We start from the raw sequence: 18,641 nt of genomic DNA, 5'->3' as shown, positions 1-18,641 counted from the left end.
GTCTTCATCAGCGGCTGCGGCGGTGTCAGGCGAGGCGGGCCAGGGTTTCGGGCCGTACGGGATGGGCGAAGGGCCGCCCGCGGACGTACGACTCGACCTCGGCCAGCGCCAGGTCGGCGAGGCGTCGCAGCTCTCCGCCCTTCGAGCCGGCGATGTGCGGGGTGATGACGACGTTGGAGCAGTCGAACAGCGGTGAGTCGGCGGGCAGTACCTCCGGCTCGGTGACGTCGAGGATCGCGTTCAGGCGTCCGGACAGCACCTCCGCTGTGAGGGCCGGCTGGTCCACGACGGCACCGCGCGCGGTGTTGATCAGTGTGCCGCCGGCGCGCAGCCGGGCCAGCAGTTCGCGGCTGACCAGCCCGCGGGTCTCGGGCAGCAGCGGCGTGTGCACGCTGACGACGTCGCTCTGCGCGAACAGCTCCGGCAGGCCGGCCGGCTCCGCTCCGAGCGCGCGCACCTCGCCGTCCGAGACGTAGGGGTCGTACAGCAGCACGTTCAGTTCGTGGTGGCGCAGCAGGTCGATGACGCGGCGTCCGATGATCGAGGCGCTCAGGATGCCCACGGTGCGGCGGTAGTTGCCGGCGTCGGGGTGGCGTGCGTACCAGTCGACGCGGCGGCGTTCGGTGCGGTAGGCGCGGGCGGTGTCGAGGACGCGTTTGTTGGCCAGCAGGATCATGGCGAGGGTGTACTCGGCGACCGGCACGGCGTTGGCCGCGGCGGCGGAGGACACCGCGAGGCCGCGTTCCCAGCAGGCGGGGGTGATGTGGTGGCGTACCGTCCCGGCGGTGTGGACGACCGCGCGCAGCCGGGGCGCCGAGTCCAGCACCGCCTGGTCGACGGGCGGGCAGCCCCAGCCGGTGATCAGCAGTTCGGCGTCGGCGAGCGCACGCTGTGCGACGGGGGTGGCGAGATCGTCCAGGACCAGCTGCGGGTCGATGTCGGTGAGGGCGGCCAGCCGGGCCCGTACGTCCGGGTCGAGGACCTGTCGTGCGGTCCTGTACGCCATGGCGAGCACGGTGCGCGGGCGGTGCCGGAACTGGTCGTCGGGGTCAGTCACTTGACGCTCCCTGCGGTCAGGCCGGACTTCCAGTAGCGCTGCAGCGTGAGGAAGGCGACGATCAGCGGGACGACGGCGAGCAGCGAGCCGATGACCACGAGCGGGTAGTACTCGGGTGAGACGGTTGCGGAGCTGTTCCAGGTGTAGAGGCCGAGGCTGAGCGGATACAGGTGCTGGTTGGAGAGCATCACCATCGGCAGGAAGAAGTTGTTCCAGATGGCGGTGAGCTGGAAGAGGAAGACGGTGACGAAGCCGGGGCCGAGCATGCGCAGGCTGACCCGGACGTACGTCTGCAGTTCGCCCGCGCCGTCCACCCGGGAGGCCTCCAGCACCTCGTCGGGCACGTATCCGCTGCTGAGCAGGCGGGCGAGGTAGACGCCGAACGGGTTGAACAGGAGGGGGACGAAGACCGCCCAGAAGGTGTTGACCAGGCCGATGCCGGAGGCCACCAGGTAGAGCGGGAGGGCCAGGACGGTCGGCGGGACCATCACGCCGGTCAGGACGAGCCCGAACAGTTTCTCCTTGTGCGGGAACTCGTACTTGTCGAAGGCGTAGCCGGCGGCGACGCTGATCAGCGAGCCGATGAGGGCGCCGAGGGCCGCGTACAGCAGGCTGTTGAGGTACCAGCGGCCGTAGACGCCGTCCTCCATGGTGAACAGGTCGGTGAGGTTGTGCCAGAGGGAGAAGTTCCCCAGGGAGAGGATGTCGCTGCCGAAGAGCGCGTCGGCGTTCTTGGTGGAGGCGAGCAGCAGCCACAGGCCGGGCAGCACCGCGTAGAGGGCCGCGAGGACGACGACGGTGTTGGCGACGGCACGGCTGGTCAGCTTGCTCGTTCTCGCCGAACCGCGTCTGATCGGCGGGTTGTCGGCGGTGGTCAGCTGGTTCGCGGTCATCGCGTGCTCCCTTCCCGGCGGCCCGCCCAGCGTGTGGCGGCGAACGACAGCGCGCAGGTGACGATCAGGAGGATGACGGAAGCCGCGGAGGCCAGGCCGTAGTTGTTACGGCGGAACGCGGCGTCGTAGATGTACATGTTCGGTGTGAAGCGGGAGTTGACCATCGGGGTGGCCTGGTTCATCAGCATGGGCTCGGTGAACAGCTGCAGCGCACCGATCAGCGCGAACATGCACACCATCACGACCGAGCCCTTGATGATGGGCACCTTCACCATGAGGGCGGTACGGATGCCGCCGGCGCCGTCGATCCGCGCCGCCTCGATCACCTCGCGGGGCAGGGCCTGCAGGGCGGCGTAGAAGATCACCATGTTGTAGCCGAGGCCGCTCCACAGGGCGATGTTGACGATCGACGGCAGGACGCTGTGCAGTCCGAGGAAGTCGATGGTGATGTCGGCCTGGGCGAAGAGCTTGATGACCGGGCTGAGGCCCGGGGTGTAGAGGTACAGCCAGATCACGGCGGCGATGATGCCGGGCACGGCGTGCGGCACGTACAGCAGCATCTGGGCGGTGCGCCGCAGCCGGATCAGTCCGGAGTCGAGGAGCAGGGCGAGCGCGAGGGCGCCGGCCACGACGACGGGTACGAAGATGACGCAGTAGAGGGCGATGACGCCGAACCCGGAGACGAAGCTCGGGTCGGTCAGCACCGCCAGGTAGCTGCGCAGTCCGGTGAAGACGGTGGTGCCGCCGCCGAAGCCGAGGCCCTTGTGGTCCTCGGAGAAGAGGCTGAGACCGATGGCGTAGCCGACGGGGACGAGGAACACGGCGACGAGCAGTGCCGTGAACGGAGCCAGGAGCGTGAGGCAGGCGAGCGCCTGCTGCCGGCGTCCGGCCTTGCGGGGGCGGGCCCCGCTCGCGGTCCGCGGTGCCGTCTGCGTCCGCTTTCGCGTTTTCCCTGGAGAGATCACTGTGCTCACGGGTGCACCTCAGTGGGTAGTGACCGACAGGCCGAGGCTCTTGAGGTCGGGCAGCGTCCGGCGTTGTCCTTCGCGGAGCGCGCCGATGATGGTGCCGCTGCCTGCGCCGGCCTTCGCGAAGCCGTCCTCGACGGAGGTGATGGTGGAGGTCATGCGTGGCCCCCACTTCCAGCGGGGCGAGATCAGCTCGGCCTGCTGCTGGAAGAGGCCGAAGATGTCCTGGCCGGAGTAGTAGCCGGTGTCCATCTCCTTGCGGGCGACGGGGACGAGGGAGGGCACGGCCGGGTAGGCGCTGCTGATGCCGCTGGAGAGCTTGGCGCGCAGGGCGTCCGGGCTGGTGACCATCCAGGTGATGAAGTCCAGCGCCTCCCTGGGGTGCCCGCTGTCCTTGGTGACGGCGAAGGTCGAGCCGCCCTGCGTGCCGAGCGACGGCTTGGCCGGATCCCACTGCGGCAGCGGCGCGATGGCCCACTTGCCCTTGCCTGTGGGTGTGGAGTTCATCAGCGAACCGGCCGCCCAGGCGCCGGCCGTGTAGCCGACGGTCTCGCCGCTCTGCAGGTGAGCCCGCCACTGCTGGCTGTCCACCGGCTCGACGCGGACCAGGTCCTCATCCACCAGGTGCTGCCAGTAGCCGGCGACCTCGCGGGTGGGGGCGTCGGCCATCGAGATGCGCCAGGTGTCGTCGGAGGTCCGGTACCACTGGGCGCCGGCCTGCCAGGCGAACCCGGCCATGTGCAGGGAGCCGTTGGTGAAGAAGCTGGCGATACGCGAGCGGGGCTGCGCCTTCTTCAGTTTGCGGGCCGAACTCTCGAACTCCGCCCAGGTCTTGGGGACCTGGATGCCGTACTTGGTGAACACGTCCTTGCGGTAGAAGAACATCATCGGCTCGATGTCCACCGGCACGGCGTAGGTGTGCCCGTCGAGGGTGGTGAGGTCCAGCGCCTGCGGGAGGATCTTGCGGCGCACCTGGTCGGGCAGCAGCCTGGTGAGGTCGCGCGGTACGCCGTCGATGGCGAAGCCGGGCAGCTGGGGGTATTCGATGGTGGCGACGTCGGGGGCGTTGCCGGCGCGGGCCGCGTTGCTGAGCTTGGCGTAGCCGCCCTGGGCTCCGGAGGGGACCTGCTGGAAGTCGACCCTGACCTTGTTCTGCACGCGGTTGTACTCGTCGACGACCTGCTGGGTGCCCCGCAGCGCCGACCAGAAGGTGAGGTGGACCTGCTGTCCGGCCTGGGCTGTGCCACTGCCACCGGAGGCGGAGCAGGCCGTGAGCAGCATGGCGAGGATCGTGAACAGCACCGGTACGGCGTTGCGGGTATGTCGCATGGGCCCTCCCGCTTCTTTGCTGGGTTACGGGCATCCTGGGCGCCAAGCGAAAAACACGTCAAGAGATCGAACAGAAGAAACTCAAGCAGTCAAACGAACATCCGTGTGAAGATCGGGTCTCGCCCCTCCGGTCGGATTCAGACCGCCGGTGGTGCGGTGGACGCCCGCACCACGAGGTCGGGCAGCAGCTCCAGATGGCGCGTGGCGCCGGGGCGCAGCCCGCCCCGCGCCATGTCGAGCCGTCGCAGCAGCAGATCGACTCCGGTGCGGCCGAGCTCCGCCTTGGGCGGCGCGACGGCGGTCAGCGGGACCGACCCCATGTCGGCGACGACATCGTTGTACGCGACCACCGAACACCGTCCCGGGACGGAGATCCCCGCGGCCTGCAGCCCCCGCACCAGCACCAGCGCGTCCATGTCGCTGTGGATCAGCACCGCCGTGGCACCGCACCGGGCGACCGTCTCGGCCAGGTCGACCGCGCGCGGGTCGGCGACGAGCGGGTCGGGGCCCGCGGTGGGCGAACTGAGAATCGCGCGACACCCGTCGGCCAGGCCCCGAGCAGCCGTCTGCCCGGCGAACTCCGCGCGGATGACGCGCGCGGTGGGGCTGTCGTCGCGCGCCGCCAGCACGATCCGCCGGTGACCGAGGTCGACCAGGTGCCCGAGGGCCAGATGGACGCCGTAGGCATGGTCCGTGCGCACGCAGTCCACCTGGTAGATCGCGCTGGTCCGGGCGGGCCGCCGTTCGACGAGGACGGCGGGAACGTCCAGGCCGGACAGCCACGACTGGTCCGCGTCCGCCTCCTCCTGCGTGCGCCAGTGCGGCGAAAGGAGCAGTCCGCGGGCCCCGTCGCCCAGCGCCTGCCGCACGGCCTCGCGCTCCGCCCCGCCATGGCCGGCGGTGATGTGCAGGGCGAGCCGCAGGCCGGCCTTCTCCGCTGCCTCCCGCGCGCCCTGGACGGCCTCGGTGAGATAGGTGTTGCTCTCGGGCACGATCATGGCGACGGCGTCGTTCCCGGAGGCGGCCTCCTCGGGCATCGGACGCAACGAACGCGCCACCCCGTGCCCGCGGCGCACCTCCCCGCGCTGAGCGAGTTCCTCGACGTCGCGGCGCACGGTCACCACGGAGACGCCGAGTTCGTCGGCGAGATCCGTGATGCGTGCGACCCCCCTCTCCCGCACCACCTCCGCGATCCGGGCCTGCCGTGTCTGAGCCGACTCCCGCATGTCCCCACCGCTCCCGGTCCGCGTCGGCCGCCCGCCAGGGCACGGCCGCGCGGCACCTCACACGTTCGCTTTTCGCACGATCGGTTTCGTGCGACGAACTCCATGATAGCGATCAATCGATCACGATGGGGCGAGGCCGCGGTCCTCCCCTGGGCTCCTCTGGTCCTCCCTGTTCGGACGCGCCAGGCAGGGCGCGGCCGGCCGAGGGCCGCCAGGACGGACGGAGCCGCGTCCCGCCGGATCGGGGGATCGGGGGATCGACGCGGACGCTGCCCGGCACGCCGCGGGACTGTCCGCGCCTCTGTCCCACGTGCCAAGGGAAGGGATGACCGAGTCCGAACCCGCCAAAACTGGGAGCGATCGCCTCTCCAGGCATCGCGAGCCGCGTCCCGGCACGGCCGACCTCCGGCGTGTCGGGGCGCACCCGGATCACTGGTATCCCGTCGCACTGTCCCGAAGCGTGCGCAGCGGGCGGGCGTTCGCGACCGCGTTCGCCGGTGAGCGCATCGCGCTCTACCGCGGGCAGAGCGGTGCCGTCTACGCACTGGAGGGCCGGCGCGCCCACCGGCCGGGCAACGGCAGCCCGATGTGCGACGGGCAGGCGTCGGCGCCCCGCCATCGCGCGGAAGAGCCCGGCTCCCCCGCCGGCCCGGAAACCTCCGCTTCCTCCGCTTCCTCCGCTGCGCGGCCGAACGAATGAGGTGTTCGGGGGCCGGGACGGCGGCTCCCGGCCCGCGGCTTACGGTTCAGGGATACGGGTGACTGTCAGGGGTTGCGGGTGACGGTTCAGGGCTTGTGGGCCACGCCGCCGTAGATGTCCGTGGGTTCGGGTGCGGTGTCGGATTCGGGGCGCCACAGCGGGCAGGAGACGATCCCCGGCTCCAGCAGTTCGAGACCCTCGTAGTAGGCGGCGAGTTGTTGCGGACTGCGCAGTACGTACGGGATGGCGCCGGTGTCGTCGTAGCCCTGCTGGGCGTCCTTGAGCGAGGCGTCCGTGTCCGTGCTGTCGTAGTGGACGAAGTAGCTGCCCGACGGCAGGGCGGCGTGGAGGCGGCGGACGATGGACTTGGCCTCGTCGTAGTCCTGGATGTGGCCGAGGATGCCCATGAGCATCAGCGCCACCGGCTTGTCGAAGTCCAGGACCTTTTCGGCCCGTTCGATGATCTTCTCGGGCTCGTGCAGGTCGGCGTCGACGAAATCGGTCACGCCCTCGGGCGAACTGGTGAGCAGGGCCTGGGCGTGACGCAGCACCAGGGGGTCGTTGTCGACGTAGACGATGCGGGACTCGGGTGCGATGCGCTGGGCGACCTGGTGGGTGTTGTCGTAGGTCGGCAGGCCGGTGCCGATGTCGAGGAACTGGCGGATGCCGAGTTCGCCCGCCACGAGCGTCACGGCGCGGATCAGGTAGTGGCGGGAACCGCGGGCCATGGTCTCGATGTTGGGAGCGACCTCACGGTAGGCGTCGCCCGCGATCCGGTCGACCTCGTAGTTGTCCTTTCCGCCCATCCAGTAGTTCCAGATGCGAGCCGAGTGCGGCACCGAGGTGTCGATCTTGGACAGCGCGTCCTGGTCGGAGGTCGACTGGCTGTCTGCCATGGGAGATTCTCCTGCCGTGCGTCACGGGGTACGTAACCAACCTAACGACAACTTCTGCGTGTGGGACCGGAGTTCACAACACGAAAGCGCCCGTACGCGTGGATCCGGGCCACCCGGGAACTCCCGTGCGCCGGCGCGCAGTTGGCGCGCTCGTGGCGGAATGCGCACTGCGCGCACCACCTCCTGCACGGCGATGAGCCTCCTCGGTGTGGGCGGTACACCCGCACGGCGGGAGCCGTCGTGCGGGTGGTTCGGTCGTCGGCTCGTGGTGGTGGGCGCTCAGGCGACGAGGAAGTCCGCCTGCCCGGCCTTGGCACCCTCCAGGAAGGCGATCATCTCGTTGCGCGTGTAGACGAGTGCGGGCCCGTCGGGGTCCGTCGACTGGCGGAAGGCGACGCTGCCGTCGGGCAGTCGCTTCGCCTCCACGCAGCTGCCGCCGTTGGTACCGCTCCAGGGCTTGTGCCAGCCCTCGCTTCCCAGGTCGACGGCGGGCATTCCGCTGTAGATACGGCCGTTGGATCCCATGGATCACAGCTCCTTACGCAGTTCAGCCAGGATGTCCCTGGTTCGTGCGACCGGCTCCGCCTGAACGGCCATCCGGTCCAGTACTTCGAGATAGGTGACAACCTCCTCCGGCCGGTCGACGTACACGGCGCCGGTGAGGTTCTCGGCGTAGACGACGTCGGGCAGCTCGGAGAATCCGAAGCGGAAGTGGTGGAAGGGACCGAAGGCGCCCGGGTGGGCTCCCACGGACACGGGCATGATCTGGATCCGGACCTTGGGCATCGCCAGGGTCTCGATCAGCTGGTCGATCTGTGCCCGCATCACCTCGGTCCCGCCGACGGGCCGGCGCAGCACCGTCTCGTCCAGGATGGCCCAGACGGTCGGGGCGTCCGGCTTGGCGAGGAGGTCCTGGCGCTTGAGGCGCAGGGACACCCGGCGGCTGATCTCCTCCTTCGACTCGTTGGGGAAGCCGACGTGCATGAGCGCGGTGGTGTAGTCGTGCGTCTGCAACAGGCCGGGGACGTAGTGGGGTTCGTAGAGGCGGATGACACTGGCTTCGCTCTCCAGGCTCACGTAGGCCTTGAACCACTCGGGCAGCACGTCGCGGTACTTGTACCACCACCCCGGCTGGTTGGCCTCCCTGGCCAGGGTCAGGAAGTCGTCGATCTCCGCCGCCGGGACACCGTAGGTGTGCAGGAGTTCCCGCACGTACGGGATGCGCAGGCCTACTTCGGCCTTCTCTATCCGGCGGACCGTCAGAGGGGTCACGTCGATGACCCGCGCCGCGTCCTCGAACGACACTCCGGCCTGCTCGCGCAGAGTCCGCAGACGCTTGCCGAGAACGATCCGCAGGACGGTCGGCGCGCTGCCGCCCGAGCGGTTATCGCTCACGTCCAACCTCCTGAACGGCCGTCACAGCGTGCAGTGTGCCACGCTTGCGACGACTCGGACAGAACGTTGCCGATAGTTCTGAAATTATCGGAACGAAGGTTGCGGGCTGTGTTTGTTGGCGGCCATAGTGATCCTGTGACCTGTCGCACAGTGCGCTTGGGCGGTGCCCAACTTCTTTGGACACCAAGGGAACTGATGTCCCGTTCTCTGGTCGCTCCGCGCACCGCCGAACCGGACCGCATGCAGGCCCAGGCGCAGGCCCAAGCCCCAGCCACCAGCTGTGACAAGGCATCCGTCATGCGTCGGCGCCGCTCCACGCCGGCCGCGGCTCTCTTCCTGCCGACCCACTCGCCGACTCACCCCCCTGCACGCCTGCGACCGGACGACCCCGACACCCCACGGTCGGATCGTCGCCGCGGCGGTTGCCCGTTGAAGCAGCCACCCCACAACCGGGCTGCGTACGAAGGAGGTTCGATGACGGCATCCAGGGCACAGCGCCACGCGCCGTCGCCCTCGCCTGCACACGACGGGGACAGAACGGTCGCCGACCTTCCGACCGGTCACGTCCTGCTCGCCAAGACGGGTGCGAAGCTCGCCGGGACAGGTGTGCCTACGAGTGCGAACGAACTCCTCCGCTCCACCTTTCCGGCCGATCCGTCCTGGGCCGCCGCGGTACGGCGCACGGTCACCGAACGTCTGGCCGAGCTACTGCCGCATCCCGAGCAACTCGACAACGCGGCCATGGCGACCGGCGAACTCTTCGCCAATGCCGTCAGACACGCGAGCCGTGGCCCCGGCGACACCGTCGCGGTCGTCATCGAGTGCACCGAGCACACGCTGCGCGTGGTCGTGGCCGACCGCTCGCCTGTGCTGCCGCGGCCGCGGGCGGTGGACGAGGCGGCCGAGTCGGGACGCGGACTGGCCATCGTGAGCGCGCTGACCGACGGCTGGGGCACGGCGCCACCCGAACCGGGCACCCCGGGGAAGAGGGTGTGGTTCACGATCAAACGACTGGGAGCGGCCCCGTGAAGGGCACGGCGGGCCGCCTGGACGGCGGCGGAAACGGTGTCTCCAGTCACTCCGGTCACTCCGGCGGCAGGTCGACGGCGACCACGGCGGTGCCCGCGTCTCCGGCGACGGCCTCGGCGCTGGCCGCCGAGTTGTTGCGCAGGGCGGACCGGGACAGGGAGTTGATGCGCCAGAGCGGGGCGGAACCCACGCCGGAGCGCACACGCCGTATCGCCCGGTGCCACCAGGACAACGCCGAGGCACTCGCGACGATCGTCCGCCGCTACGGCTGGCCCAACGCCGATCTGGTCGGCTCGCCCGCGTCGACCGCGGCCCTGATGATCCTGCTGCACGCCTCCGATCTCGGCTTCCGGCTCAGGTGCCGCGATCTGATCGCCCAGGACACCGCGGACGGACGTACGCCGGCGATCCACCTCGCCTACATCGCCGACCAGTGCGCCGTCGACCTCGGCCAGCCGCAGTACTACGGCACGCGGATCAATCCGGCGACGCTGCACCCCTACCCCATCCGCCATCCGCAGAGTGTCGACGAGCGCCGCCACGATGTCGGTCTGGGCCCGCTCGGGGAGCAACTGCAGGCGCTGCGCATACAGGGCTGACACCGCGGACCGGGCATGCGGGCAGGTCGAGCGTGACCGGCGGTCACACCTCCTGGCCCGCCCCGGTTCGACCTGGCCGCGCCTGTTGTGCAGAATCGTGGCCATGAGTGAGAACGTGTTTTTCAAGGTTTCGGCCAATGGCGAGGACCTCGGTCGCATCGTCTTCAAGCTGTACGACGACGTCGTGCCCAAGACCGCGCGCAATTTCCGTGAGCTGGCGACCGGTCAGCACGGCTTCGGTTACAAGGGTTCGCCCTTCCACCGGGTGATCCCGGAGTTCATGCTGCAGGGCGGTGACTTCACCAACGGCAACGGCACCGGCGGCAAGAGCATCTACGGTGAGACCTTCGCCGACGAGAACTTCCAGCTGAAGCACGACCGGCCGTTCCTGCTCAGCATGGCCAACGCGGGTCCGGGCACCAATGGCTCGCAGTTCTTCGTCACCACCGTGGTGACCCCGTGGCTGGACGGCAAGCACGTCGTCTTCGGCGAGGTCGTCGAGGGAGAGGACGTCGTCAAGGCCGTCGAGGCCCTCGGCAACCGCTCGGGCTCCACGGCCAAGAAGATCGTCATCGAGGACAGCGGCGTCGTCGCCTAGGGACCGTGGTGGCGGTCTGGTCGTCACGGATGACCAGACCGCCCATCGCCCGGACCGCTTCATTGCCCGCACCGCTCCGTTGCCCGGCGGCCTCCCGTTGCCCCGCAAGCAGGACAGCCACCTGGCAAAAGGGGCGGTTCTCGCGGTTCTCCGCAGGTCGACGCCCGTGCTGTGTAATGAGAACCATGCCTGACATGAGCGACACGAACGGCCCCAAGCACCGGGTGCGGCTCGGCGCCGTTCAGGAGACGCTGTTCATTCCACTGGCCGCGCGGGCCCGGGAGTCCGCCAGGAAGCGGCCGCTGCTGCGGGATCCGAAGGCCGTCGAGATGATCGGCGCGATCGACTACGCGAGTGACAAGTACGGGCCCGGCCCGGGGTCGGCGATCACGGTACTGCGTACGGCGATCGTCGACACGTGGGTGCGGGCCTTCCTGTCCGAGCACCCGGCGGGGACGGTCGTCGAAATCGGCACGGGGCTCAACACCCGGTTCGAGCGAGTCGACAACGGCACCGTGCACTGGATCGACCTCGACCTGCCGGACACGATCGAACTGCGCCGGAGGTTCTTCACGGACACCGGGCGCCGCCGGATGATCGCCGCCTCGGTCCTGGACGAGGACTGGCTGCGCACGGTCGAGGAGGGTCCCGGGCCCTACTTCTTCGTCGCCGAGGGCGTGCTCGTCTACCTCCCCGAGGAGGAGGCCGCCCAGGTGCTGACGCGCATCGCGCGACGCTTCCCGGACGCGCTCGTCGCCGTCGACACGTATCCCAGGAGCCTCCTGGAGAAGCAGCACCAGCAGGCGGTGAAGAAGAACATGGAGGCCCGCTGGTCGTGGGCCTGCGACGACCCACGCTCGCTGGAGAGGTACGGGCTGCGAGCGATCGAGGTCACCTCCGTCACCCGGCCGCCCCACGCGCTGCGCACTCGGCTCCCGCTGCGATTTTGGGCTTTCCTCCCGCTCGCCGACCGGCTGCTGCGCGGCCTGTTCAACATCACGCTCTTCCGGGCAGATTCGGGCCACGCGTGAACGCGGTGCGGTGAACGACGCCTCAAGTGATGTACACGGTGGCCGTCCGGACGATCGGCCGGCGTTCGCCGGACGTCGGCTCGTCGATAGCCTTGGTCCTCATGACGCGCGCTTGGATCCTCCCGATGCTCTTCGTGCTCTGCGGCTCCTTCGTTGCGGCAGCTCTGCTCGTCGCGGGAGCACCGGCCGCAGCCGCGGCGCTCCTGGTCGTGTTCGTGCTGTTCGCAGGTATCAACTCACCGCTGCTCTTCCCGAAGCCGGTCGGTGCGATGGAGGCACAACGCCGCAGCGCGGTCGACGGCCGGCCGGTCGTCTTCTGGCGGCCGGGCTGCACGTACTGCATCCGCCTGCGCCTGAGGTTGGGCCGTAGCGCCCGCCAGTTGCACTGGGTCGACATCTGGCGGGATCCGGCCGGGGCGACAGCGGTGAGGGCGGCCAACGACGGCAACGAGACCGTGCCGACCGTCGTCGTTGCGGGCCGGCCGCACACCAATCCCGATCCTGAGTGGGTACGCGCACAGCTCTCCCGCTCCGCGTGATCACCGGAGTCCCTACGGGCGCCCCGTCGTCCCGCGGTCCGTCGCCCCGCAGCAGCCGAACAGGCAGAACAGGAGTTACGGCGTGACCAGCCGCGTCACCTTCGTCTCACCCGCCATGAACCGATCCGTGCGAGAGGGCCGGTTCGACGACGGCAGCCCGCTTGACGCCGGTGGCGCAGCTCGCGCCCGGTCGGCCTCCGGCACGCTGTCCGCGGCCGACCGGGTCCTGGTCTCCCCCACGGTGCGCTGCCGGGAGACTGCCTCGGCCCTCGGTCTCGCCGCCGTGGAGGCGCCCGAGCTGGGCGGCATGGACGTGGGCCGCTGGCGGGGCCGGACGCTCGGCGAGGTCAGTGCCGAAGAACCTGACCAGGTGGCCCACTGGCTGGCGGACCCTGCCGCGGCGCCGCACGGCGGGGAGACCGTGCAGGGCCTCTGCGAACGCGTGGGCCGGTGGCTGAAGGCGACCGCGCAGACCGACGGCCGGACGCTCGCCGTGGTGGAGCCGGAAATCGTGCGGGCCGCGGTGGTCGGGGTCCTCGCGGTGCATGAGGCCACGTTCTGGCGGCTCGACGTGCCTCCCCTGACGGCGACCGAGATCAGCGGACGCTCCGGGCGCTGGAACCTGCGACTCGGGCAGACGCTCGTAGCACGGGAGCCCGAGGGCGGACACTGACGCGGACAGGGGTGCCGGGAAAACGCGTGAGGGCCCCCGGTGGTCCGGGGGCCCTCACGGCGGTGGGTCGTTCAATCACTCAGTGGGGTACGGGAGTTGCCTGCCCACATTGTGCGGTGTCCTCGTCAGTGGCAGGGGAAGCCGAGGAGGTGACGCGCGTCGTGCACCCACTCGTGCACGCCTTCGCCGGAGACGACGGAGGTGGCGCCCTGCTCGGCGCCGACGAAATAGAGCAGGACCAGCATCAGGACGCCGAAGAAGACCGCCCAGGGGGCTATCGCCGTCAGCGGCAGCTTGGCGGGTACGACAGGGGTGGCGGGTGTTGGCTGGGCGACGGTCTGCGCCATGGCAGAACCTCCTCGGGAGTACGCGTCCCATCTCAGTGGTGCACATGACGACAGCTGCGGGTCTGACTCGCGAGCCGTTCCGCCCACACAAGGGGGGTCGTCTCGTTCACAGTGGCGCGACCGTGCCGGACTCTCACCGGCTTCCGCTCTGTCGTCGTCAACAACCCCTTGACCGTACCGTCTGACGGGAACATGGCCAAGGGCGCATGACCTGGGGATGGTCGTCGGAACCCCGCCGGAGGGGGGTGGGAGACCGGGGTCACAAGGTGATGGAGGGCAAGGTCACAGCCGTGCCCTCTGCTGCTCCTTTGTCGATCTGTCCTAGCATCCGAGCATGACGGTCCTGCCTGACGACGGGCTCACGCTGGCCGCCGAGTTCCCTGACGCGAACCTTGAACAGTGGCACGGCCTGGTGGCCGGCGTCCTGCGCAAGTCGGGCAAGGAAGTCTCCGGCGCGGCGGCGGAAGACGCCCTGTCCACCGCGCTGGAGGACGGGCTGCGCACCCGCCCCCTCTACACCGCGCTCGATGCCGCGCCCGACCCCGGCTTCCCCGGCTTCGCGCCGTTCCTGCGCGCGAGCCGCGCCGAGGGGAACACCGCCGGCGGCTGGGACGTACGCCAGCGGCACACGGTCGCCGACAACGGCGCGGCACTCACGGACCTGGAGAACGGCGTCACCTCGCTCTGGCTGGTCCTGGGCGAGGGCGAAGGCGGCATCCCGGTGTCGTCGCTCGGCCGGGTCCTGGACGGGGTGTACCTCGACCTGGCGCCCGCCGTTCTCGACGCGGGCAGCGAAGTCGAGCCCGCCGCACGGGAGTTGCTGCGGATCTACGAGGAGCGGGGCGTCGCCAAGGAGGCGGTGCGCGGCAGTCTGGGCGCCGATCCGCTGGGGCACGAGGCTCGCACGGGCAGCGCGTCGGACTTCGCGCCGGTGGCCTCCCTCGCCCTGCGCTGTGCCGGGGAGTACCCGGGGCTGCGGGCCCTGACCGTGGACGCGCTGCCGTACCACGAGGCGGGCGGTTCAGCGGCGCAGGAGCTGGGCTCCTCGTTGGCGAGTGGTGTCGCCTATCTGCGTGAGCTGACCGAGGCGGGACTGAGCGTCGAACAGGCCTGCGCGCAGCTGGAGTTCCGCTACGCGGCGACGGCCGACCAGTTCCTGACCATCGCCAAGCTGCGGGCGGCGCGCCGGCTGTGGGCGCGGGTGGCCGAGGTGTGCGGGGCGCCGGGCGCCGGCGCGCAGCTGCAGCACGTGGTGACCTCGCCGGTGATGATGACGCGCCGCGACCCGTGGGTGAACATGCTGCGCGCGACGATCGCCACGCTGGCCGCCGGAGTCGGCGGCGCCGACGCCGTCACCGTGCTGCCCTTCGACCACGCGCTCGGTCTGCCGGACGCCTTCGCGCGCCGCATCGCCCGCAACACCTCGACGATCCTGGTCGAGGAATCGCATCTGTCCCGGGTGATCGACCCGGCGGGCGGCTCCTGGTACGTGGAGCGGCTCACCGACGAACTCGCCCACGCGGGCTGGGAGTTCTTCCGCCACATCGAGGGACTCGGCGGCCAGGCGGCCGCCCTGCGCTCGGGCCGCCTCGGTGCGGACCTGGCGGCCACGTGGGAGGCGCGCAGCGCGAAGCTCGCCAGGCGCCGCGAACCCATCACCGGCGTCAGCGAGTTCCCGCACCTCGGCGAGAAGCCCGTGGAGCGCGCCCCCGCGCTCCCGTCGCCGTCCGGTGGCCTGCCGCGCGTGCGGCGCGACGAGGCCTACGAGGCTCTGCGCGCCCGCTCCGACGCCCACCTGGCGGCGACCGGATCCCGGCCGCGTGTCTTCCTGGCCGCCATCGGCCCCGCCGCCGCCCACACCGCGCGCACGACCTTCGCCGCGAACCTCTTCCAGGCCGGCGGTATCGAGCCCGTCACCGAGGGCACGTTCGAGGACAGCGGCGCCACCGAGGTCTGCCTGTGCTCCAGCGACGCGCTGTACGAGGAACAGGCCGAGGGCGTCGCAGGGACCCTCAGGGCGGCGGGCGCACGGCACGTGTTCATCGCCGGCCGGCCCGGGCAGTACACCGACGTGGACTCCTACGTCTTCGCGGGCTGCGACGCCGTCGCCGTGCTCACCGCCACCCTCGACCGCATGGGAGTGTCCTGATGGGAATCCCCGACTTCACCGGCATCGAGCTGGGGACCCCGACCACCGACGGCGGCGCCGACGAGTGGCGTACGGCCGTGAAGAACGCCACGCAGGGGACCGAGCCCGTCTGGGAGACGCCGGAGGGCATCGCGGTCAAGCCGCTCTACACCGGCCGTGACCTGGAGGGCCTGGACTTCCTGGAGACGTATCCGGGCGTCGCGCCGTACCTGCGCGGCCCGTACCCGACGATGTACGTCAACCAGCCCTGGACGATCCGCCAGTACGCGGGCTTCTCCACCGCCGAGGAGTCCAACGCCTTCTACCGCCGCAACCTCGCGGCCGGCCAGAAGGGCCTGTCGATCGCCTTCGACCTTCCCACGCACCGGGGTTACGACAGCGACCACCCGCGCGTGACCGGCGACGTCGGCATGGCGGGTGTGGCCATCGACTCCATCTACGACATGCGGCAGCTGTTCGACGGCATCCCGCTGGACAAGATGACCGTGTCGATGACGATGAACGGCGCCGTGCTGCCGGTGCTGGCGCTGTACATCGTGGCGGCGGAGGAACAGGGCGTCGCGCCCGAGAAGTTGGCCGGGACCATCCAGAACGACATCCTCAAGGAGTTCATGGTCCGCAACACCTACATCTACCCGCCGAAGCCGTCGATGCGGATCATCTCCGACATCTTCGCCTTCACCTCGCAGCGGATGCCCCGCTACAACTCCATCTCCATCTCCGGGTATCACATCCAAGAGGCGGGCGCGACAGCCGACTTGGAGCTGGCGTACACGCTCGCGGACGGCGTGGAGTACATCCGTGCGGGCCGTGAGGCCGGCCTGGACGTCGACGCGTTCGCTCCCCGGCTCTCGTTCTTCTGGGCGATCGGCATGAACTTCTTCATGGAGATCGCCAAGCTGCGGGCGGCCCGGCTGCTGTGGGCGAAGCTGGTGAAGCAGTTCGACCCGCAGAGCGCCAAGTCCCTCTCGCTGCGGACCCATTCGCAGACCTCCGGCTGGTCGCTGACCGCACAGGACGTGTTCAACAACGTCACCCGTACCTGCGTCGAGGCGATGGCCGCGACGCAGGGCCACACCCAGTCGCTGCACACCAACGCCCTCGACGAGGCACTGGCGCTGCCCACCGACTTCTCCGCGCGCATCGCTCGCAACACCCAGCTGCTGATCCAGCAGGAGTCCGGCACGACCCGGGTCATCGACCCGTGGGGCGGCAGCGCCTACGTCGAGAAGCTGACGTACGACCTCGCGCGGCGCGCCTGGCAGCACATCCAGGAGGTGGAGGCGGCGGGCGGCATGGCCAAGGCCATCGACGCAGGCATCCCCAAGCTGCGCATCGAGGAGGCCGCGGCCCGCACCCAGGCCCGGATCGACTCCGGACGCCAGCCGGTCATCGGCGTCAACAAGTACCGCGTCGACAGCGACGAGGCGATCGACGTACTCAAGGTCGACAACTCCTCCGTACGCACCCAGCAGATCGAGAAGTTGCGGCGGCTGCGGGCGGAGCGGGACGAGCGGGTGTGCCAGGACGCGCTCGACGCCCTGACCCGGGCCGCCGGCGGCGAGGGCAACCTGCTGGAGCTGGCCGTGAACGCGGCCCGCGCGAAGGCCACGGTCGGTGAGATCTCCGACGCCCTGGAGAAGGTGTACGGACGGCACGCGGGACAGATCCGTACGATCTCCGGGGTGTACCGCAACGAAGCAGGCGAGTCCCCGTCCGTGGACCGCACCCGCACGCTCGTGTCCTCCTTCGAGGAGGCCGAGGGCCGACGCCCCCGCATCCTGGTCGCCAAGATGGGCCAGGACGGCCACGACCGCGGCCAGAAGGTGATCGCCACCGCGTTCGCCGACCTCGGCTTCGACGTCGATGTCGGCCCGCTGTTCCAGACCCCGGCCGAGGTCGCCCGCCAGGCCGTCGAGGCGGACGTGCACATCGTCGGCGTCTCGTCCCTGGCCGCCGGTCACCTCACCCTCGTTCCGGCACTGCGCGAGCAGCTCGCCGAGGAGGGCCGCGAGGACATCATGATCGTGGTGGGCGGGGTGATCCCGCCGCAGGACGTGCCGACGCTGCTGGACATGGGTGCGGCGGCCGTGTTCCCGCCCGGGACGGTGATTCCGGACGCGGCCCACGACCTGGTGCAGCGGCTCGCGACCGGTCTCGGGCACGACCTGTGATCGATGTCGACGCCTATGTGAAGGGAGTCCTCGTCGGGAAGCGGGCGTTCATCGCGCGCGCCATCACGCTCGTCGAGTCCACCCGGCCCCAACACCGGGTGCTGGCCCAGGAGTTGCTGACCGCGCTGCTCCCGCACAGCGGCCGGGCCCGGCGGATCGGCGTCAGTGGTGTCCCGGGCGTGGGCAAGTCGACGTTCATCGACGCGTTCGGCACGATGCTGACCTCGCTCGGACACCGGGTGGCCGTGCTCGCCGTGGACCCGTCCTCCAGCCGTACCGGCGGCTCGATCCTGGGCGACAAGACGCGCATGGAACGCCTGGCCGTCGACCCTTCCGCCTTCGTACGGCCCTCCCCCACCGCGGGCACGCTCGGCGGGGTCGCCAAGGCGACCCGTGAGTCGATCGTGGTGATGGAGGCGGCGGGTTACGACGTGGTGCTGGTGGAGACGGTCGGCGTCGGCCAGTCGGAGACCGCCGTCGCGAACATGGTCGACTCGTTCCTGCTGCTGACGCTGGCTCGCACCGGTGACCAGTTGCAGGGCATCAAGAAGGGCGTCCTGGAGCTGGCCGACGTGATCGCCGTCAACAAGGCGGACGGTCCGCACGAGCGCGACGCACAGGCCGCCGCACGGGAGTTGGCGGGCGCGCTGCGGCTGATGCACGGCAAGGACGCGTTCTGGGCTCCGCCGGTGCTGCACTGCAGCGCCCGCGAATCGACCGGCCTGGACACCGTCTGGGAGAGGCTCGAACAGCACCGGACCCTCCTCGACTCCACCGGCCGCCTCGCCGCCAAACGCCGCGACCAGCAGGTCGACTGGGCCTGGACGATGGTCCGCGACGAACTCCTCGGCCGCCTCCACTCGGACCCGGCCGTGCGAGCTCTCGCGCCGAGCCTGGAACAGCAGGTCAGGGACGGCAAGTTGACGGCGACACTCGCCGCCGAGCGCATCCTGGGTGCGTTCGGCGGACCGGAGGATTGACCGGACCCGGACCCGGGGCCCGGCCGACGGCCGGTGGGGCACGGCCCGTCGAGAGCCG

Annotated in this window: 18 protein-coding genes, 1 pseudogene and 1 riboswitch; of the genes and pseudogenes, 10 read left to right on the top strand and 9 right to left on the bottom strand. The window is 70.2% G+C overall.

The genetic code is table 11. From position 1 onward, the window contains the following. Positions 1 to 25 precede the first annotated feature (25 nt). From ACYUED_RS42620 to ACYUED_RS42600, 5 genes are all read right to left on the bottom strand, one after another. Entirely contained in the window at positions 26 to 1,006 is a 981-nt protein-coding gene (locus ACYUED_RS42620) for a hydroxyacid dehydrogenase (protein WP_491294696.1), read from the bottom strand. Positions 1,007 to 1,053: 47 nt separating this feature from the next. Beyond that, on the bottom strand, positions 1,054 to 1,950 hold the full coding sequence (locus ACYUED_RS42615; protein WP_491289753.1) for a carbohydrate ABC transporter permease: 897 nt from the start codon (positions 1,948 to 1,950) through the stop codon (positions 1,054 to 1,056). After that, positions 1,947 to 2,924, bottom strand: a complete 978-nt coding sequence (locus ACYUED_RS42610) for a carbohydrate ABC transporter permease (protein WP_491289752.1) — start codon at positions 2,922 to 2,924, stop codon at positions 1,947 to 1,949. The genes ACYUED_RS42615 and ACYUED_RS42610 overlap by 4 nt, the downstream gene beginning before the upstream one ends. 9 nt (positions 2,925 to 2,933) lie before the next feature. Further along, a complete protein-coding gene (locus ACYUED_RS42605) occupies positions 2,934 to 4,247 on the bottom strand; it encodes an ABC transporter substrate-binding protein (RefSeq protein ID WP_491289751.1) in 1,314 nt (437 codons plus the stop codon). Positions 4,248 to 4,384: 137 nt separating this feature from the next. Beyond that, positions 4,385 to 5,473 (bottom strand): LacI family DNA-binding transcriptional regulator, encoded by a 1,089-nt coding sequence (locus ACYUED_RS42600; RefSeq protein ID WP_491289750.1) that lies wholly within the window; start codon positions 5,471 to 5,473, stop codon positions 4,385 to 4,387. 325 nt (positions 5,474 to 5,798) lie between these two features. Here ACYUED_RS42600 and ACYUED_RS42595 point away from each other — a divergent pair. Next, positions 5,799 to 6,041: pseudogene (locus ACYUED_RS42595) on the top strand (Rieske 2Fe-2S domain-containing protein); the annotation flags it as partial. A gap of 218 nt (positions 6,042 to 6,259) precedes the next feature. Here ACYUED_RS42595 and ACYUED_RS42590 read toward each other — a convergent pair. From ACYUED_RS42590 to ACYUED_RS42580, 3 genes are all read right to left on the bottom strand, one after another. Next, positions 6,260 to 7,069 (bottom strand): SAM-dependent methyltransferase, encoded by an 810-nt coding sequence (locus ACYUED_RS42590; protein WP_491289749.1) that lies wholly within the window; start codon positions 7,067 to 7,069, stop codon positions 6,260 to 6,262. Positions 7,070 to 7,348: 279 nt separating this feature from the next. Then, complete coding sequence (locus ACYUED_RS42585; protein ID WP_491289748.1) at positions 7,349 to 7,594, bottom strand: DUF397 domain-containing protein; 246 nt, start codon at positions 7,592 to 7,594, stop codon at positions 7,349 to 7,351. A gap of 3 nt (positions 7,595 to 7,597) precedes the next feature. Next, positions 7,598 to 8,464 (bottom strand): Sco1979 family transcriptional regulator, encoded by an 867-nt coding sequence (locus tag ACYUED_RS42580; protein ID WP_491289747.1) that lies wholly within the window; start codon positions 8,462 to 8,464, stop codon positions 7,598 to 7,600. Positions 8,465 to 8,938: 474 nt separating this feature from the next. Here ACYUED_RS42580 and ACYUED_RS42575 point away from each other — a divergent pair, with 474 nt between their 5' ends. The 6 genes from ACYUED_RS42575 (at position 8,939) to ACYUED_RS42550 (ending at position 12,933) form a co-directional block, all read left to right on the top strand. Then, a complete protein-coding gene (locus ACYUED_RS42575; protein ID WP_491289746.1) occupies positions 8,939 to 9,493 on the top strand; it encodes an ATP-binding protein in 555 nt (184 codons plus the stop codon). Further along, the gene (locus tag ACYUED_RS42570) at positions 9,490 to 10,092 is read left to right on the top strand and encodes a DUF6624 domain-containing protein (protein WP_491289745.1); all 603 of its coding nucleotides are present in this window, start codon (positions 9,490 to 9,492) and stop codon (positions 10,090 to 10,092) included. The genes ACYUED_RS42575 and ACYUED_RS42570 overlap by 4 nt, the downstream gene beginning before the upstream one ends. 103 nt (positions 10,093 to 10,195) lie before the next feature. Beyond that, entirely contained in the window at positions 10,196 to 10,690 is a 495-nt protein-coding gene (locus tag ACYUED_RS42565; protein WP_491289744.1) for a peptidylprolyl isomerase, read from the top strand. A 194-nt stretch (positions 10,691 to 10,884) separates the two neighbouring features. Continuing rightward, complete coding sequence (locus ACYUED_RS42560; RefSeq protein ID WP_491289743.1) at positions 10,885 to 11,721, top strand: class I SAM-dependent methyltransferase; 837 nt, start codon at positions 10,885 to 10,887, stop codon at positions 11,719 to 11,721. Between the two features lie 101 nt (positions 11,722 to 11,822). Continuing rightward, positions 11,823 to 12,260 (top strand): glutaredoxin domain-containing protein, encoded by a 438-nt coding sequence (locus ACYUED_RS42555; protein ID WP_491289742.1) that lies wholly within the window; start codon positions 11,823 to 11,825, stop codon positions 12,258 to 12,260. A gap of 82 nt (positions 12,261 to 12,342) precedes the next feature. After that, positions 12,343 to 12,933 (top strand): histidine phosphatase family protein, encoded by a 591-nt coding sequence (locus ACYUED_RS42550; RefSeq protein ID WP_491289741.1) that lies wholly within the window; start codon positions 12,343 to 12,345, stop codon positions 12,931 to 12,933. A 125-nt stretch (positions 12,934 to 13,058) separates the two neighbouring features. On the opposite strand, the gene ACYUED_RS42545 is transcribed toward ACYUED_RS42550, so the two are convergent. After that, positions 13,059 to 13,280, bottom strand: a complete 222-nt coding sequence (locus tag ACYUED_RS42545) for a CbtB domain-containing protein (RefSeq protein ID WP_491289740.1) — start codon at positions 13,278 to 13,280, stop codon at positions 13,059 to 13,061. Between the two features lie 35 nt (positions 13,281 to 13,315). Beyond that, positions 13,316 to 13,477, bottom strand: a riboswitch (cobalamin riboswitch). A gap of 137 nt (positions 13,478 to 13,614) precedes the next feature. Between ACYUED_RS42545 and ACYUED_RS42540 the strand changes: the two genes are divergently transcribed. The 3 genes from ACYUED_RS42540 to meaB are packed head-to-tail and all read left to right on the top strand — an operon-like array spanning position 13,615 to position 18,583. Beyond that, positions 13,615 to 15,429 (top strand): methylmalonyl-CoA mutase family protein, encoded by a 1,815-nt coding sequence (locus tag ACYUED_RS42540; RefSeq protein ID WP_491289739.1) that lies wholly within the window; start codon positions 13,615 to 13,617, stop codon positions 15,427 to 15,429. Next, positions 15,429 to 17,603, top strand: a complete 2,175-nt coding sequence (scpA, locus tag ACYUED_RS42535) for a methylmalonyl-CoA mutase (protein ID WP_491289738.1) — start codon at positions 15,429 to 15,431, stop codon at positions 17,601 to 17,603. The genes ACYUED_RS42540 and scpA overlap by 1 nt, the downstream gene beginning before the upstream one ends. Further along, positions 17,600 to 18,583: a methylmalonyl Co-A mutase-associated GTPase MeaB gene (gene meaB / locus ACYUED_RS42530; RefSeq protein ID WP_491289737.1), complete on the top strand. Its 984-nt coding sequence runs from the start codon at positions 17,600 to 17,602 to the stop codon at positions 18,581 to 18,583. Before scpA ends, meaB begins: the two co-directional genes overlap by 4 nt. The last annotated feature ends 58 nt before the right edge of the window (positions 18,584 to 18,641 follow it).

The organism is Streptomyces sp. DF42 (assembly GCF_058267695.1).
This window is presented reverse-complemented; position numbering and strand designations above follow the sequence as displayed.

What these genes read in the sequence shown, in the direction of transcription:
- ACYUED_RS42615 (WP_491289753.1), bottom strand. Translation starts at nt 1,950, where the DNA reads ATGACCGCGAACCAGCTGACCACCGCCGACAACCCGCCGATCAGACGC.
- ACYUED_RS42545 (WP_491289740.1), bottom strand. Translation starts at nt 13,280, where the DNA reads ATGGCGCAGACCGTCGCCCAGCCAACACCCGCCACCCCTGTCGTACCC.
- ACYUED_RS42575 (WP_491289746.1), top strand. Translation starts at nt 8,939, where the DNA reads ATGACGGCATCCAGGGCACAGCGCCACGCGCCGTCGCCCTCGCCTGCA.
- ACYUED_RS42565 (WP_491289744.1), top strand. Translation starts at nt 10,196, where the DNA reads ATGAGTGAGAACGTGTTTTTCAAGGTTTCGGCCAATGGCGAGGACCTC.
- ACYUED_RS42620 (WP_491294696.1), bottom strand. Translation starts at nt 1,006, where the DNA reads ATGGCGTACAGGACCGCACGACAGGTCCTCGACCCGGACGTACGGGCC.
- ACYUED_RS42585 (WP_491289748.1), bottom strand. Translation starts at nt 7,594, where the DNA reads ATGGGATCCAACGGCCGTATCTACAGCGGAATGCCCGCCGTCGACCTG.
- ACYUED_RS42555 (WP_491289742.1), top strand. Translation starts at nt 11,823, where the DNA reads ATGACGCGCGCTTGGATCCTCCCGATGCTCTTCGTGCTCTGCGGCTCC.
- ACYUED_RS42540 (WP_491289739.1), top strand. Translation starts at nt 13,615, where the DNA reads ATGACGGTCCTGCCTGACGACGGGCTCACGCTGGCCGCCGAGTTCCCT.
- ACYUED_RS42605 (WP_491289751.1), bottom strand. Translation starts at nt 4,247, where the DNA reads ATGCGACATACCCGCAACGCCGTACCGGTGCTGTTCACGATCCTCGCC.
- ACYUED_RS42560 (WP_491289743.1), top strand. Translation starts at nt 10,885, where the DNA reads ATGAGCGACACGAACGGCCCCAAGCACCGGGTGCGGCTCGGCGCCGTT.
- ACYUED_RS42600 (WP_491289750.1), bottom strand. Translation starts at nt 5,473, where the DNA reads ATGCGGGAGTCGGCTCAGACACGGCAGGCCCGGATCGCGGAGGTGGTG.
- scpA (WP_491289738.1), top strand. Translation starts at nt 15,429, where the DNA reads ATGGGAATCCCCGACTTCACCGGCATCGAGCTGGGGACCCCGACCACC.
- ACYUED_RS42590 (WP_491289749.1), bottom strand. Translation starts at nt 7,069, where the DNA reads ATGGCAGACAGCCAGTCGACCTCCGACCAGGACGCGCTGTCCAAGATC.